This is a genomic window from Longimicrobiales bacterium, assembly GCA_029245345.1.
Lineage (GTDB): Bacteria > Gemmatimonadota > Gemmatimonadetes > Longimicrobiales > Gaopeijiaceae > CALFPJ01.
On sequence record JAQWPM010000018.1, the window covers coordinates 1 to 15,979 of the forward strand.

The 15,979-nt window shown below is 60.5% G+C and carries 9 protein-coding genes; 5 read left to right on the top strand and 4 right to left on the bottom strand.

Features of this window, described 5'->3' with window-relative positions:
• Nucleotides 1–302 precede the first annotated feature (302 nt).
• Complete coding sequence (locus P8L30_09785) at nt 303–1,751, top strand: amidohydrolase family protein (GenBank protein MDG2240483.1); 1,449 nt, start codon at nt 303–305, stop codon at nt 1,749–1,751.
• Between the two features lie 117 nt (nt 1,752–1,868).
• Here P8L30_09785 and P8L30_09790 read toward each other — a convergent pair whose 3' ends face one another.
• The 3 genes from P8L30_09790 to P8L30_09800 all read right to left on the bottom strand — a co-directional run bounded on the left by P8L30_09790 (nt 1,869) and on the right by P8L30_09800 (nt 7,619).
• Nucleotides 1,869–2,639: a CDP-alcohol phosphatidyltransferase family protein gene (locus P8L30_09790; protein ID MDG2240484.1), complete on the bottom strand. Its 771-nt coding sequence runs from the start codon at nt 2,637–2,639 to the stop codon at nt 1,869–1,871.
• 684 nt (nt 2,640–3,323) lie between these two features.
• Nucleotides 3,324–4,175: an alpha/beta fold hydrolase gene (locus P8L30_09795; GenBank protein MDG2240485.1), complete on the bottom strand. Its 852-nt coding sequence runs from the start codon at nt 4,173–4,175 to the stop codon at nt 3,324–3,326.
• A gap of 132 nt (nt 4,176–4,307) precedes the next feature.
• On the bottom strand, nt 4,308–7,619 hold the full coding sequence (locus P8L30_09800) for an amidohydrolase family protein (protein ID MDG2240486.1): 3,312 nt from the start codon (nt 7,617–7,619) through the stop codon (nt 4,308–4,310).
• Between the two features lie 197 nt (nt 7,620–7,816).
• Here P8L30_09800 and P8L30_09805 point away from each other — a divergent pair, with 197 nt between their 5' ends.
• Together P8L30_09805 and P8L30_09810 are read left to right on the top strand one after the other, a co-directional pair.
• Nucleotides 7,817–8,281, top strand: a complete 465-nt coding sequence (locus tag P8L30_09805; protein ID MDG2240487.1) for a hypothetical protein — start codon at nt 7,817–7,819, stop codon at nt 8,279–8,281.
• A gap of 44 nt (nt 8,282–8,325) precedes the next feature.
• Nucleotides 8,326–10,683 (top strand): DPP IV N-terminal domain-containing protein, encoded by a 2,358-nt coding sequence (locus P8L30_09810; protein MDG2240488.1) that lies wholly within the window; start codon nt 8,326–8,328, stop codon nt 10,681–10,683.
• Nucleotides 10,684–10,894: 211 nt separating this feature from the next.
• Here P8L30_09810 and P8L30_09815 read toward each other — a convergent pair whose 3' ends face one another.
• Nucleotides 10,895–12,970, bottom strand: a complete 2,076-nt coding sequence (locus P8L30_09815; protein MDG2240489.1) for a S9 family peptidase — start codon at nt 12,968–12,970, stop codon at nt 10,895–10,897.
• 253 nt (nt 12,971–13,223) lie between these two features.
• Between P8L30_09815 and P8L30_09820 the strand changes: the two genes are divergently transcribed.
• Complete coding sequence (locus tag P8L30_09820; GenBank protein MDG2240490.1) at nt 13,224–13,460, top strand: hypothetical protein; 237 nt, start codon at nt 13,224–13,226, stop codon at nt 13,458–13,460.
• A 242-nt stretch (nt 13,461–13,702) separates the two neighbouring features.
• Nucleotides 13,703–15,721, top strand: a complete 2,019-nt coding sequence (locus P8L30_09825) for a S9 family peptidase (GenBank protein MDG2240491.1) — start codon at nt 13,703–13,705, stop codon at nt 15,719–15,721.
• Nucleotides 15,722–15,979 lie beyond the last annotated feature (258 nt).

Genomic DNA, 15,979 nt, shown 5'->3' on the forward strand with positions numbered 1-15,979 from the left:
CCCCTCCCACATCTGAGCACTGTGCGCGACTCCGCTCGGGCTGCGCTCGGGCCAAATCCGCAGCCCCATGATCCGCAGCCCATGCCTCACGCTGTCCCCGCTCGCCTCTCACCTCATTTGGGCCGTTGAATTTCCTATCCGGCCGGCTACGGAAGCGTGTCTCATGGTGGGAGAGAATGGACCCATAGGGAGCGTCACCACCAGACCGGTTTGACCGTCTGTAGGTGAGTCGCCACCATCACCACCTCCATGAGGAGCCCTACCGGCCCCCGACCCACTTCCCGCAGTTCTGGAGACACACCGTGAGGCCGCCCCGACCCACCACCTCCCACTTCCTCACGGCCCTCGTCGTCACCGTCCTGACGTCGGTTCCCCTTGGGGCGCAGGAGACACCACCGGACGCGGCTCCCCTCTCCCCTCTGTCACCCTTCATCTCGGTGCAGTCCAGCACCGTGGCCCTGATCCATGCGCGGCTCCTCGACGGGACCGGAGGTCCGATACTCGAGGACCAGACCGTCGTGATCCAGGGTGAGCGCATCGTCTCCGTGGGACCGACCGAAAGCGCCGACGTGCCGGAGGGAGCCCAGGTCCTGGACCTCGCCGGCCACACGCTCATACCCGGGCTCGTTTCGCTCCATGAGCACTTGTACTTCGGCGGGGTGGAGCAGATGACCCCCATGCCCGTCGAGGGGCCCATGTTGTACTTGGCCATGGGCGTCACCAGCGCCATGCCGGCGGGCAGCCAGTTTCCCTATTACGATCTCAACCTCGCCCAAACGATCGAGGCCGGCTTGACGCCGGGGCCGCGGATCTACCGTACCGGGCCGTACCTGAACGGTGGCCCACCTCTGCCTGGAAATCAGCGGATCGTGAACGACCCGGAAGAAGTGCGGCGAGTCATCCGCTACTGGTTTTCCGAGGGGGCCACGTGGATGAAGTTCGTGGGGGGCACCAGCCGCGAGGTGCTGGCGGCGGGTATCGACGAGGCGCACCGCCTGGGGATGAAGATCACCGGACACCTGTGCTCCGTCACATTCACCGAAGCCGCGGAGATGGGCCTGGACGCTCTACAGCACGGCTACATCACCAATTCCGACTACGTGCCGGGCAAGTTGCCGGACGTGTGTCCGCCCGAAAACATGAGGATCCAGGCCGACTTGGACGTAGAGTCCGCTGACGTCCGGGAGAGTATCGAGCGCATCGTAGCGGCAGGTGCGGCGGTCGTCTCCACGCTTGGGGTCTACGAGACCTTCACACCAGCTCGGGCCACGCTGCCTCCCCAGGCGATGGAGATGTTGAAGCCCCTCACGCGACAGGAAGTGGAGCGGACCCACGCGAATCTGGCGGACGGCGGGCTCATCGTGCCTCCCCGGCTCATCAACAAGATGATGCGATGGGAACGGATGTTCGTGGAGGCGGGCGGCCTCCTGGGTGCCGGGTCGGACCCGTGGGGTACCGGATACCTCCCCGGCTTCGGCAACCTGCGCAACTATGAGATGCTCTTGGAGGCAGGCTTTTCCGCCCCCGAGGTGGTTCAGATCCTCACGCTGAACGGTGCCCGCATCCTCGGGGAAGAGCATCGCTTCGGTTCCGTGGAGCCCGGTAAGCTCGCGGATCTGGTGGTAATTCGCGGGGATCCCACCTCTGACCCTACCACGATCTATGACGTCGTCACGGTCTTCAAGGGTGGGGTCGGGTACGACTCCATGCGCCTGCGCCAAGCCGCGAAAGGGACCATCGGATCCTACTGATGGGGGCCGGCCCGCGGCCCTCACAGCGGGCCTGCCAGCCTCGCCCGCTCCCAGCCGGGTGCCAAGAATCATTGTCGAACATCCTTACCTAGTCCCCAAACAGCGCAACAATCGTATTTAAAACATTTCAATCAGTCTTCTAATACCGACAAACACGAGGATCATCACGGAGTACCATAAAAAGAAATACACGATATACTCCTTGTAGCCCACAACCAACATCACACTTATTATGAGGAGCTGAAAACCAAGACCAAAAGTTGACAAAGCTGTCATCATAATATTTGGAAGTCGCCTTCCTGTAGAAGCGTTCGAATCTAAAGCATAAATTGTTTTATCAAAAACACCATAAAGCGCTTTATAGATCCCGAATAGAATAGCTACATTCTTCTGGGCTTCTCCCTTCAGAGCAGTTGGAGTTTCATTTTCGAAAATCCTACTGGTTGTATCGCCATTCACATTATTTCTCAAAATTACGTAGTAATAATTATAGAGTGTGCCTTGCAATTGAATTCCTACAAATGCCAACAAACAGTACACAAAATGAACTTCCGAGATATACCACAATGCCATAAAAATGAGCATGTTCAATAGTATATCTGCCACAGAGTCGAGATAGCGCCCTGTGTACGAAGGCGTGCCCCTTATTCTCGCCAGCTCGCCATCGGCAGCATCTAGGATCGATTTAAACAACAAGAAAAAACCCGCCGCCCAATAATATTCCAATAAGATACAAGCAACAGCGATCAGCCCGGAAATGATAAACCATATTGTGACATCGATAGGCGTGTATGCAGTTTCTTTTAGGGAATTGGCGATAAGCCGCGCAAGGGGCCTTCCGTAATCTGAAAGATCAATAAACTTATGCTCTTTGGGCAATTTCGACATACTACTTTACAATTCCCATATTTTGTATGGTTCCAACCTCAACCCCACTAGGATAAATTATTTTAGCTATTTGGTAAATGTACAATAGCCTCTTATAAAAACCTACGAATCACTCTAATCGTTTAGCAGCTGTCAGTGTTAATCAAATAAAATGCGCCGAACGGTTTTCGTTAAAATCGAAGATTTATTCGGCCCGCCTCCATCGCCACCACTACCATGGGGTGCTCGCTCCGAATGCCGGACTCCGGGCCACCGTAATTCACTTCGGCAGACCCCGAAAGGAGACTTCCTCCTCGGGCCAGACCCCGGCCTTCGAGCCTGCCCAGGCCGAGCGGATCCCAGTGTTCGTATTCGACTCGTCACTGCCCGGCGACTTCGACGACTGAGCCCCTCTCCACTCTGTCCGAACATGTTCCGCCACCGGGCGCTCCCTTCCGTGCATTTCGACATCCCCTCGTCGCCCTCCCACTTCTGAGCACTGTGCGTGACTCCGCTCGGGCTGCGCTCGGGCCAGAGCCGTAGCCCCATGATCCGCAGCCCATGCCTCACGCTGTCCGCGCTCGCCTCTCATCTCACTTGGCCGTTGAATTTCCTATCCGTTACCCTACCTGGTATTTCGTTCCACAAAGATGAGGACAGACAGCAAGATAAAGACAGGTTCCAACGAGTAGCAACTTAAGATAGTTATTTTTCATTTAAGAACTGTAAAACTTTTTGGCGAAACTTATTCGCAACTCGAGGCGTTTCATTATCTATTTCATGAAGAGCTTCTGAAAACATATGGGTTTTAAAATGAGAAGCATTACTTTGAATGACCTTCAAGGTTTTTCCTGCATCCACATAACTATCATTGGGCCCTGATAAAAAGGCATGCCCCTGTATGTGCTTTGGAATTTTCCAGGCTCGCTGAGAAAGCCACGCAGTTTTCAATAAATTTAGGGTAAACAAAGGAACCTCTACGGGGCTCTGAGGTTCAATGGGGTCGACGTGGGGATCCTCTTGAGCAGTGGGTTTTGCATTCGTCAAAGTTCGGAGCGTGATTTTGTTTGGGGGAAAACTTTTTAATCCTTCTCCCACAATGCAATTAACCGCAATCCCAGGGGCAATCAGAATGACCTTCCGTACGTCCTTTTTACTAAAACAAGCCCTCCGATAAGCGGCCAAGCCCCCCGCAGACCATCCAATGATATTCATCTGAGGCTCCTGTTGCCCCGAGACGGTTGCAAATTCTTTCCAAACTAAATCGCCTATTTCATTGATTCCTTGAATCGTCGTACGATTCATTGAACCTTCTGACCCCCCTTGCCCCATATAATCGAAAGCGATCACTTTATACCCAATTTCCCTTAAGGCTAAAAAGAGAGGGTCATGATTCAATATCGAATCTCCCAATCCTTGGTAATATAAAATATTGCCCTTAAACTCAACATTGGGACTTGCCTCAATGTATCCTGCCCGGAGAACAACCGAGTGGTCTTCATTTAACGTATATGGGAAAGCATGCAGGTTCCAATAAGGGGTTGGAATAGAAGGCATGTTGATCCTAAGTGTTTGAAAAATATTATTTAAATGCTGTATCGCATTTAAAAAATGCTTAAAGCTCGCCGTGGAATTTCCTATCCGTTCGCAGCGAGGCGCGGGCCGGGTCGATGATCCGGCCCGCCTACCTCAGCGGTTGTTTTCCCAGTAATTGACGGGTCGGTCGTCCGCGAGCCATCCGGTCGGGTCGACCCACCAACGCTCGCCGTACGGCTTGGCTACCGGCCAGACCTCATCGAGCGAGTCGGCGTCGTACACCACGCCGCCCTGCATGACGTAGCGCATGTCGGTCGTGTTGCGGATGTCGTCGAGTGGGTTGGAATTCAACACGATCAGGTCCGCGAGCTTGCCCACGGTTATCGAGCCGAGATCGTCCTGAGCGCCGAGGAAGTACGCTCCGTGCAGACTCGCGACCTCGAGCGCACCCATCGGTCCGGTTCCGGCCTCGGTCATCCAGATTTCCCAGTGCGATCCGATGCCGTGCATCTGACCATGTGAACCAATGGCCCCGTAGCCACCCTCCGCGATGACGTCGGCCAGACCCTGAGCGATGAAGGGGAAGCTGTAGTCGGTGTCGGGCCGGAGCACGCGCCGCCTCGTGTGCGGAATCACCTGACGCCACGGCATCCACGTCTGCTGCTTCGGATCCTCCCAGACATCGGATTCCTGGAAGAAGTACTCCTCGTTCCAGGCACCCGCTCCTCCCACGATGAACGTCGGCGAATAGACTGTCTTGGTCGCTCCGAAGAATTTGGCGGCGTCGCTATGGAGCGGCATGTAGCTCATCGGGTGCTCGAAGCCGGTCTGACCGTCCATGATCATGCTCATGTTGTACGGCAGATCCGATCCCTCTGATGTAAGCATGAGGCCGCGCTTTCGAGCCGCATCGGAGATCCACTGCCGCTGATCCCGACGCGGCTGGAGGTACTGCTTGATCGCCACGGCCCCCCAGTCGGCTAGGCGACCCACGTTCTGATCGGCGACTTCGTAGCTGGTGATCTCGTTCTGCCGCCCGCCGTCTCCTGCGTAGAGCGGATCGCCGCTGCTGTAGGTCCTGGGACCCACGAGCCCACCGGCCCGAATCAGCTCTCCGGTCGGGAAGACGTTTTGCGACCACATCGAGTTGTCGAGGTTCGTGGTGACGCCATATGCGAGGTACACGGCCTGCTCGAAGTCATGCTGAGGCTGAAGGCCCCGGTGCTCGCGGTAGTGGTGCGCGTGCATGTCTACGAACCCAGGGATAATCGTTGCGCCCGCCAAGTCCATGACCTCGTCGGCACCGCCCGTGTCACAGTTGCCCACGCACTCAATCCGGGACCCACGCACGACGACGGTGCCTCGCTCGATCACCTGCCGGTTGTCGAGCGTGACGATGCGCGCGTTCGTCAGCGCGATCGATCCGTCTGGAATACGTCGGTCGACCATGAGCGTCACGTCGACGCTGTCCGTCGTTTCATCATCGGGCCGGTAGCTGAAGAAGTGCGGTCCGCTGCCGAAGTCGAGCACGTCGTTTCCGCGCCAGGTCGGATACAGACCACCCTCAGTGCTGACCTGACGGATCGGGACGGTACCCCCACTCTTGTCCAACTCGAGTGGGTCGCCGCCCATGGAGTTGTAGGGAAAGGGCGCCACGTACACGTTGTCTCCTTCCTGGAACGCTACCCACGAGCCGTCCGGGGAGACCACCGCCTCGTCCGCAAAGCGCATGGTCGCATGCACCCGTCGGTCACTCCCGTCCGGTCGGACCGAAACCACTCCGGTGCGGACCCCGTTCTCGCCCTCGACGGCCACCCGATCCGGGAAGAAGATTCTCCCGGCGGGACCGAACGACGCGCGAGAGACCTGGCTGCGTGAACTGCCGCCCTCTAAACCCGTCGTCGCGACCACGGTGATTTCACCGCCACCGGCCGGAACGCTCACCAGATCCCAGAAGGGATTGTGGGCCGCACCACGGCCGCGGAAGGGAGCGCCCGTACCGCGGGCTACGACCAGGTACGAGCCGTCCGGACTCCATACCGGGTTGAGGTACTCAGCCGCTTCGGTCGTGATCTGCTGAGGACTACCTCCACCCGCGGCCACCCGCCAGACATGACCGCCCTCGACGTCGTCCCAGCTCGTGAACGCGATCCATCGGCCGTCGGGCGACCAGGTCGGTGCGTGCTCGAATGGTTCGAAGCTGTCCGGTGTGACTCTGCTCGGAGTCCCCTGGGGCAGCGACTGGGTATAGACCCGTCCGATCGCCTGGAAGGCTAGGGTGCCTCCGTCGGGCGAAGCAGCGTACCAGCGCAGGAAGCGCGCCTGGAACGGCTCGTCGGTAATCCGGAACTCCGCTTTCGTCTGCTCCGAGACGGTTCGCTGAATGCGCGCGGAAAACGGAATCGTCGTGACGTCGCCTGTACCCACGTCCACACGCCGGATCTGACCGCCCTGAGACAGCACGATGGCGCCACCGTCGGGCGTCCAGTCGTAGCCCGGAACGATGCGCAGCGTCTTCATGCCTTCCGCCATGTCCTGCTCGATCGGGTCCATGACGACACGCTCGGTCCCGGTCGCCAGGTCGCGGAGCCATAGCGCGGAGCGAGGGCCGAACTGGTGGCCCTTGAAGGAAATCGTGCCGTTGGGAATGCGGCGCACGAAGGCCACGTAGCGTCCGCTCGGGTCGACTTCCGCCGCGTAGCCGCCGCCGCTCGATGCGCGGCCTTGCTGTTGGGCCTCACCTGAAGTGATCGAAATCACGAGGCCCGACTCCAGATCCTTCCGACGGACCTGCCACGAACCGGACGTCGCGTCCCGCGTCGACGCCATGAACGGGCTTCGGCTCACATGGAAATACAGGTAGCGGCCATCCTGCGAGACCGATGGCCATGCCGCGCCCGATTCGTCGCCCGTCGCGACGAGCTCGATGCCGCTTCCCCCGTCGCGGTGGTACATCCATATGCCGGACTGGCTCGGGCTTCCAGGAGTCGTCGAGCGACGGGCCTTCCTTACGACGATGTAGTCACCGTCGGGCGTCCAGGTCGGCTCGAAGAATTTCGTAGCCTGGTCTTCCACCACGGCGCGAGGGTTCGAGCCGTCGGAGTCCATGATCCAGAGGTTGTTCTGCCCGTTCCGATCGGAGATGAACGCGATTGTCTGCCCGTCGGGCGAGTAGCGGGGGTGATAACCGACAGAGACTCCGGCGTCTCGTGTCAAAAGCTCCGCCTGACCACCAGAGATCGGGATCCGATAGACGCTACCGAGGAGGTCGAAGGCGATCCACTGGCCGTCTGGGGACACGTCGGTACTCATCCACGTGCCCTCGTCGGTCGTGAAGTCGACCTCGTACGAGTCGCCACGGGCGATGGTGACGTCCCAAGCCTCCGGGGCTTCTTGAGCTCCAGAGGGCTGGACGAACAATGCGAGAAGAAGTGCGCTGAACTGCGGTAGGGAATGAGCTTTCATGCTGTCGGTCCGGTCGATGTAGAAAACGGGCGGAAAAGCTACTCGCGATCGGACGACGGGCCAGAGCCTGCTCCCTACTTCGTTCCAGCGCCTCCCGTCTGGTTCCCTCCGTTGCCGGCCCGCGGATGCCCTCGCCCGCGCCTTAGAAGCCGCCTACTCTGTAGCGGTGCGGATCCCAGTCCACTCCGAGAGAACCCATGAGCCAAACGCACACGCCGACACTGACCCTCCTGACCACCATGCTGCTCGCGGCGGTCTCGTCTCCCCTCGCCTCGCAGCAAACAGCTGATTCGGGAGACCGAAGCAAACGGCCACTTCCGCTCGAAGGGTGGGAGGAGAGCCGATCGCTCAACGTCGATCTCGATGAAGGCTCCTGGATGTCGCTCGACGTGAGTCCGGACGGGCGCACCATCGTATTCGATTTCCTCGGGGACCTTTTCACCATGCCGATCGCAGGTGGTGACGCGGCCCAGCTTCCTTCGGGGATGGCGTTCGACGCGCAGCCGCGATTCTCACCGGACGGGGCGCGTGTGGCCTTCACATCCGACCGAGGCGGCGGCCAGAACATCTGGATCATCGCCCTCGACCGATCTGATACGACCCAGATTCCGAGGGGACCCGAACGCGAGGCCCTCCCGGCGTGGCGGGCACGGAACGGATGAGCATCCGCGACACACACTTCATTTCCCATGTGCAGGAGAACACCATGAGCATACTCCGTTGGGCGGCCTCGGTCGCCCTCACCTTGGCGATTCTCGGGTCGATCCCCGAGCCCGCGGCCGCCCAGGAAGTCGACTATAACAGAGCCGAGCGCTTCCTTTCTTGGCACACGACACCGATGGTGTCGAACGACCAAGTGAACCCAAACTGGCTGGAAGACGGGCGGCGCTTCTGGTACCGAAACAGCTTGGGTGAAGGGCACGAGTTCATCTTCGTTGATCCGGGTGCGGGTGCCCGACGCCAGCTCTTCGACCACCACCGCCTCGCCTCCGCGATGTCCATGGCGGACGACACGTCTTACGTCGGCACGAAGCTGCCCTTTGACAATTTCGAGTTCGGCGAGGAACTCCGCACGATCGAGTTCGCCGCTCGGAAGCAGCAGTTCACGTGCAACATCGTCCAGTACTCCTGCATGGTCGGAGATACCGTCGCGAGCGACACCCCCTACGTCGAGTCGCCCGACGGATTGTGGGAGGCATTCGTGGTCGACTACGACCTCTACGTTCGCCCGACGGGTGGCGGAGACTCGATCCGCGTCACGACGGATGGAGAGGAGTACAACTCCTACGGACTCGGGGCGCCACGCCCCAGTCAGCTGCGGAATCCCGGCCCACGACGCCCTTCGGTCAGTTGGTCGCCCGACTCGCGGCGCGTGGCCGTATCGAGAGACGATGAGCGGGAAGTAGAGCACCATCACTACCTCTCCATGACCCCGCAGCGTCCAGAACACTTCTCCTACCCCTACGCACTTCCGGGCGACTCGATCATCCCGTACCCGGGCATTCATATCGTGTCACTGGATGTCGCTGCCACCACAGATGGTGACGGTGGGTCTCCCCTTCCGCAGGTAGCGAGCAACGTCGCCGTAGGCTTTGCGGAGCGGCCCCTTCAGTCGTCGTACGCGGGCTCCGTGCCGGACTCCGCCTGGAGTGATGACGGTGCGACGCTCTACGTGACGTCTACCGATCGCGGATATAAGAACATGTGGCTCACGGCCGTGAACGTGAACACCGGAGCGGAGCGCATTCTGGCTCACGAGACGGGCAAGACCTACGTCGAGATGGGCCACGGCACTCGACTCGATCCGGCGTCTTGGTACGTGTTCCAGAACGATGACGTCCTCTGGTGGTCGCAGCGTGACGGGTGGGCCCATCTGTACATGCTCGGCGCCGACGGCGCAGTGAAGACCCAGCTCACCTCGGGTGCATGGATGGTCGAGCGAGTCCTCCGCGTCGATGAGGCCTCGGGTCAGATCTACTTCATTGCGCGGGGTCGCGAGGCGGACCGGTTCATCTATGAGGCGTACATGTATCGGATCAATCGGGATGGGTCAGGTCTGACGCTGGTGACCCCACAAGAAGGCCACCACGAGATCACCTGGTCACCGGACGGATCCGTCTTTGTAGATCGCTGGTCTCAGATCGACGTACCGGCGCAGATCGCACTGAAGTCCGGAGCCGATGGGCGGACGATCATGCCGCTCGAAGCAGCCAATGTGGACCGCCTGACGGCAGAGCTCGACTTCCAGCCGGCGGAGGTCTTCACCGTGAAAGCTCGTGACGGCATCACGGACCTCTACGGGCTGATCTACTTCCCGCCGAACCTCGATCCGGAAGCGGAATACCCGATCATCTCGCATATCTATCCGGGCCCACAGGTCGGCTCGGTCGGGCGGGCGTGGAACTACCGCGGCGGTGGAGACGACTTCGCGCTCGCACAGCTCGGCTTCATCGTGATCCAGCTCGATCACATGGGGACGCCGTGGAGGTCGAAGGCCTTCCACGACAACTACTACGGTGACTTCAACGACAACGGACTGCCGGATCACATTACGGCCATCCAGCAGCTCGCGGCGCGGTATCCGGTCATCGATATCGACCGCGTGGGGATGTACGGACACTCGGGCGGGGGCTTCGCGACCGCCGACGCCATGTTCCGCTTCCCGGACTTCTTCAAGGTCGGCGTGTCGGGTGCTGGCAACCACGACAACGCCACCTACAACATCTACTGGGCGGAGAAGTACCAGGGTGAGCTGACGCGCGACGAGGACACGGGCGTCGACAACTTCCAGGAAGAGGCGAACAAGTCGCATGTCGCGAACCTCCAGGGGAAGTTGCTGCTGATGCACGGCGACATGGACGACAACGTCCACCCTGCCATGACCATCCAGGTCGTGGACGAGTTGATCAAGGCCAACAAGGACTTCGATCTGCTCATCGCGCCGAATCGGGCCCACGGGCTCAACGAACCGTACTTCGTGCGGAAGCGCTGGGACTACTTCGTGACGCACCTCCTCGGCGCCGAGCCGCCAAGTGAGTACGTGATACAGCGTCCGCAGAACTGACCGAATGAAGGACGGGTAGGGGCCCGGCAGGGCCCCTACCCGGATCTTTCCCGCCCGGCTGTATCCCGGTTTGTAGTGCCTAGCGGATATTCCAACCGTTGACCGACCCGCCGTTGAGGAGACGATCCAGTTCCTGGAACTCGACCCGGCTTTTGATGACCTACGAGAGCATCCGGGCTATCAGGAGCTCGTCGCGGGACGCTGATTCGCGTCAGCGATCCCTATCGCTCACCGGCACCGTCCCCATCGGCTTCAGATACGTCTCCCACCACCCGAGCTCGTTGATCATCCGGTGCACGTTGTTCCAGTGACCGCGGATGCCATGCGCCATGCCCTCGTAGATGATGAGCTTCGTGGGCACCCGCTGCTTCTTGAGCGACGTGTAGAGCTGGATCGACCCCTCCAACGGAACGCGGTAGTCGTCCTCTCCGTGCACGAACAACGTGGCGGCCTTTACTCCACCAGAGTTGAGGTAGGCGGACTGCCGGATCATGACCTCTCTGGCTTCCGGATCCCAGGGCGGTCCGAGGAACTCCATCTCCTTCGTGCGAGCGACATCCGATAGCGCGTAGTTGCTCGTCCAGTTCGAGGCGCCTGCGCCGGGCACGGCAGCCTTGAAGCGGTCCGGATATCGGGTGATCAGCCAGTTGGTCAGGATGCCGCCGTACGAGTGGCCGGTCGAGCCCACGCGATCTCGGTCGATCGGGTATTGCTCGATGAGGTGGTCGACGCCAGCCAGCACGTCTTCGCCGTCGTTGGTGCCCCAGGCTCCCCACGTTCCCCATTTGAAGTCGTCCCCGTAGCCTGTCGAGCTGCGGAAGTTGGGTAGGAATACGAAGTACCCGTTTGCGGCGAACAGCATGTTCTTGAAGTTGAAGCCGTATCCCGAGGCGCTGTGCGGCCCTCCGTGGTTGACGACGATCAGTGGGTACGTGCCGGCCTCAGGGTCGTAGCCGTAGGGGTACAGCAGGAATCCCTCGACCGGTGTGCCGTCGTAACTCGTGTAGAGGATGCGCTCCGAAGGGCGACTGGCTAACTCGACCTCGGATAGGAAGTCCTCGTGCACGTCGGTCAGTCGGCGCTCGTTCTGTCCGTCGATGTCTGCTACATAGATGTCAGAAGGGCGCTCGAACTCGCCGACGGCGTACGTCATGCGTTGGAACGACTGATCGATATCTAGCCCTTGGATTCGGCGTTCACCCGTCGTGACCTGCTCGACTCCGCCTCCGTCTGGGGAGACTCGGAAGAGGTGCCTCCCGCCGCCGATACCGGTGACGAGGTAGATGTAGCGACTGTCCGGCGACCACATCGGCGCACCCGCATCCAGATCCCAGTCGGCCGTGAGGTTGACGGGGTCTCCGCCGTCGGCCGGTCGGATGTAGAGGTCGCGGGGTCCGCCGTGCCTCAGCTTACGGTCGATGATCATGTTGGTGCCGAAGCCACGCGTATACGAAATCCACCGACCGTCGGGTGAGAAACCTGCTCCCGAGTAGGTGTAGCCGTCATCGGTGAGGCGGGTGAGCTGCCCTTCCACCGTGACCATGAAGAGGTCTGACCGGCCGTAGGCCAGTTCGTCGAGCACGGCTTCGTCGGCGCTGAAGAGCAGTGAACTCCCGTCCGGCCGCCACTGCACGCCACTCGGTCGCAGTCCCAGGCTTGTCAGCTGTCGAGCTTCACCCGAGCCCGCGGCGGGCGTGAGGAAGATTTCCGTCAAAGGCTGAACGTCAGGGTCAGGCAGTGGGAAGCTTTGGCGGTCGCGGCGGAAAGGGTACCAGTCGAAAGCCTCTCCTTTGAAGCGCTCTTCGTGTCGCTGCTCGAAGGCCGTCAGTTCTGGCTGTGCAACCGCCGGCATCGGCGTGTCTCGCGTAATCGCGAGCCAGCGTCCGTCTGGGCTGGTGGGACCATCCGGGTCGACGCTGTTGTCGCGGACGGCGGGTTCGCTCAGGCGCGATGGATCGACCAGCCACGTAAGGTCCTGATGGCTGACTCGCAGGAGACCATCTGCGGCCCAGCGAGGGTCGGACACGTCTTGGCCGTTGCGCTGAACTCGCACGGGCTCGGCCGATCCGTCGGCTCGAGCGATCCACGACTCAGTCGCTGTCCCGTTGGTCTCCTCGATGCGAAGCGAGACGGTATAGGCGACCCAATCACCCTCGGGGGAGATCAGCGGAGAGCCGACGCTCTTCACACTGTAGTAGTCTTCCAACGTCAGCTGCCGCCCTGTTTGAGCGGACGCGGGGACTGAGGCGAGAAGTACCACACCGAGAGAAAGGATGATTCGGCGCATGGCCGCCTCCAGCTTCTTGGATTGTTTGGATTCCTACCGCGGACCCAATCGGACTAGGGTGCGGGCCCAGAATAGCCTCTTGCTCGGTGCGGCGCTCCTAGGGGAGGAATCAGCCCTAAGCCATGGTCCGGATGAGGGCCGATTGTGACATGTGCGGGACCCGGTGAAGTCGCGACCCCAATGAGAGAGCGACGAGGCGATCAGAAGCTCGTTGTGGGCGTGTTCACGTTGGTAGGATACCGGTGGCAGGAAAGTGAAGACATCGATCACACGATCTAAGGATGTGCTCAAACAACTGGATGGCGTGCCGGGCGCTGAGTTTCGTTCAGCGCTCATCGAACGAATCCTGCGAGCGTTTCTCCATCGGCGGGCTCTCGATGCGGTGCAGGCCAGGGATCGGGCGCTTCTGGATAGAGAGGAGGATGGGTTCAACGTCGAGGCTCGGGACGTCTTGGAATACCAGGCCCCTTTGCTGGACATTGATGTCTGACGCCGCCGTCCAGGTCACCCGGTGAGAAGGGGAGAGCTGTACCGTGTACGAAGGCCTGGAGGTGACGTCAGGCGGTCCCGAGTGTTCGTTGTCGTTAGTCGCCAAGCGCTCATCGACTCCTGTTTCGCGACCGTGGTGTGCGCTCCTGTGTACACGCAAGGAGAGAGCTGTCTAGCGTTGCGAGGCGCGTCCACGCGGCCAATGTTGCAAAGTACACGTACTCGAGTCGGAGGAAGGATCCCGTGAGAAGCAACGGACGGACCATCGTATCAGCGCTCGCACTCTTCGCTGTGGCTGCGAGCTCGGCTCTCGCACAGGATGGGGCCAAGAAGCGCATGACGATGGAAGAGTCTCTCCTCCTACCGGCGTGGAGCGGGTACCGGCTGTCCCCCGACAACAGCAAGGTGGTCTTCACCAAGCGGGAGATGGACACGGAGGAATGGGAGAGCGTCACGCACGTATGGGTCCACGACCTCGAGGCCAATGAGTCGATCCAACTGACGAACTCCGCGCGTGGCGAGAGTAATCCGCGGTGGTTGCCGGATGGTCGCGTCCTTTTCAGCTCCCGCCGTGGCGAGGGTGATGACGCGGAGAATCAGTACTGGGCGATTTCACTGCGTGGTGGTGAAGCGGTGGCGTTCTTCGATGATGACGAAGCTCCGAACAGCGGCTCGTTCACCCGGGACTTCTCGATGATCGCGTACGCCGAGGAATCTGAGCGTGTCGACAAAGAAGAATGGGAAGAGCGGACAGAGAAGAAGGACGACGCGTATTACGCTGAGGTGAAGCTCACCTGGCGGCATCTCTGGGTGTACGATTCGGAGACGGGTGAGAAGACGCAGATCACAGAGGGAGAGTTCGACCACCAGGGACCGCAGTGGTCGCCTGACGGAGAGTGGATCGCGTTTACGTCGAACCGGACGCAGACGCAGATGGGTGATCCTGATCGTAGCGACAACTCCGACGTCCTGATCATCGCAGCCGACGGTGGCGAGCCTCGCAATCTCAGCGCGAGCAACGCTGGGTCGGATGGTGGGCCGGTGTGGTCGCCGGACGGGACCCGGATCGCCTACACCGGCTCGCTCGTCGAGAACGGCGGCGCCGCCCAGAACGATGTCTTTGTCGTGGCTGTGTCCGGCGGTGAGCCTCGAAACCTCACGCTAGACGTCAACCTCTCGGCATCCGGTGTGCGTTGGTCCGAGGATGGCAGCGAGATCCTGTTCACGGTGGCGAACGGACTCTCGTCGCATCTGTATAAGATGTCCGCCACAGGCGGCGAGCCCGAGATGATCCTGCCCGACGACGACTTCATCTACGGCGGCACAACGCTCTCCGACGACGGCACCAAGCTGATCTTCACCGGGAGCTCGCCCTACACCACGGGTGAGGTCTTCATCGCAGATGCCGACGGGTCGAACATCGAGCACGTGCTCAGCCCGACCGGTGAGATGGAAGACTTCGACATCGCGCGGTCGGAGCTGTTGACCTGGGAGGGCGCGGACGGCTGGGAGATCGAGGGTGTGCTCACCTACCCGCTCGACTACGTCGAAGGACAGAGCTACCCCATGATCCTCCAGGTTCATGGTGGTCCTCACGGCCGTTACTCGAAAGCCTTCAATTCAGGCTCGCAGATTTGGGCCGCGCGCGGTTACGCGGTGCTACGCGGCAATCCGCGGGGCAGTTCCGGCCGTAGCTACGAGTTCTCCAACGCCAACTATATGGACTGGGGCGGCAAGGATTTCGAGGACCTGATGGAGGGCGTCGACCATGTCGTGGACATGGGGATCGCTGATCCGGATCAGCTCGCGATCATGGGCGGCAGCTACGGTGGTTTCATGACCTTCTGGAGTATCACGCAGACCGATCGCTTCAAGGCGGCGATCGGTCATGCCGCGATCTCCGATTGGTATGCATTCTACGGACAGACCGACATCCCCTTCCTACTCGAGTTCGGGTTCGGCGGGCTGCCCTGGGAGACGAAAGAGACCTTCGAGGAGTTTTCGCCGATCGAGTATGCGGTAAACGTGACGACGCCTCTGCTCATCACGCACGGCGAGGAAGATGCGCGCGTGCCGATCACTCAGGGTGAGGAGTACTTCCGTGCGCTCAAGAAGATGGGCAACGACGTGGAATTCCTACGCTTCCCGCGCGAAGGCCACGGGATTCGCGAGCCCCGTCACCGCATCTACTTGGATCAGGAACAGGCCAAGTGGTTCGACCGATGGATCAAGGCGAGGACGGTGACGGACTCGGACAGGTAGGAGGACCGGCGCAGACCCCAAGCAGAGATACCCTCTGCCCAGCTGGACCCGTGCCCGGCCCCGAGCACATGCATCAGCCGACCGTCACGTGGTGCCCATCGGGACGAAAATGTGTTGCGGTTACTTACCCTCCATTGCTCACCGTGGACGGACGCCTTGCGCGCTTGTCCGCCCTGGGCGCATGGTCTTTTCCCCTAGACACAAAACCAACCAAGGCGCCCGCCATCCAACTCAGCACTGGACCGAATGGAGCGCGCC

Coding starts and splice junctions, on each gene's coding strand:
- P8L30_09815 (MDG2240489.1), bottom strand. CDS start 12,970: ATGCGCCGAATCATCCTTTCTCTCGGTGTGGTACTTCTCGCCTCAGTC.
- P8L30_09810 (MDG2240488.1), top strand. CDS start 8,326: ATGAGCATACTCCGTTGGGCGGCCTCGGTCGCCCTCACCTTGGCGATT.
- P8L30_09800 (MDG2240486.1), bottom strand. CDS start 7,619: ATGAAAGCTCATTCCCTACCGCAGTTCAGCGCACTTCTTCTCGCATTG.
- P8L30_09805 (MDG2240487.1), top strand. CDS start 7,817: ATGAGCCAAACGCACACGCCGACACTGACCCTCCTGACCACCATGCTG.
- P8L30_09790 (MDG2240484.1), bottom strand. CDS start 2,639: ATGTCGAAATTGCCCAAAGAGCATAAGTTTATTGATCTTTCAGATTAC.
- P8L30_09795 (MDG2240485.1), bottom strand. CDS start 4,175: ATGCCTTCTATTCCAACCCCTTATTGGAACCTGCATGCTTTCCCATAT.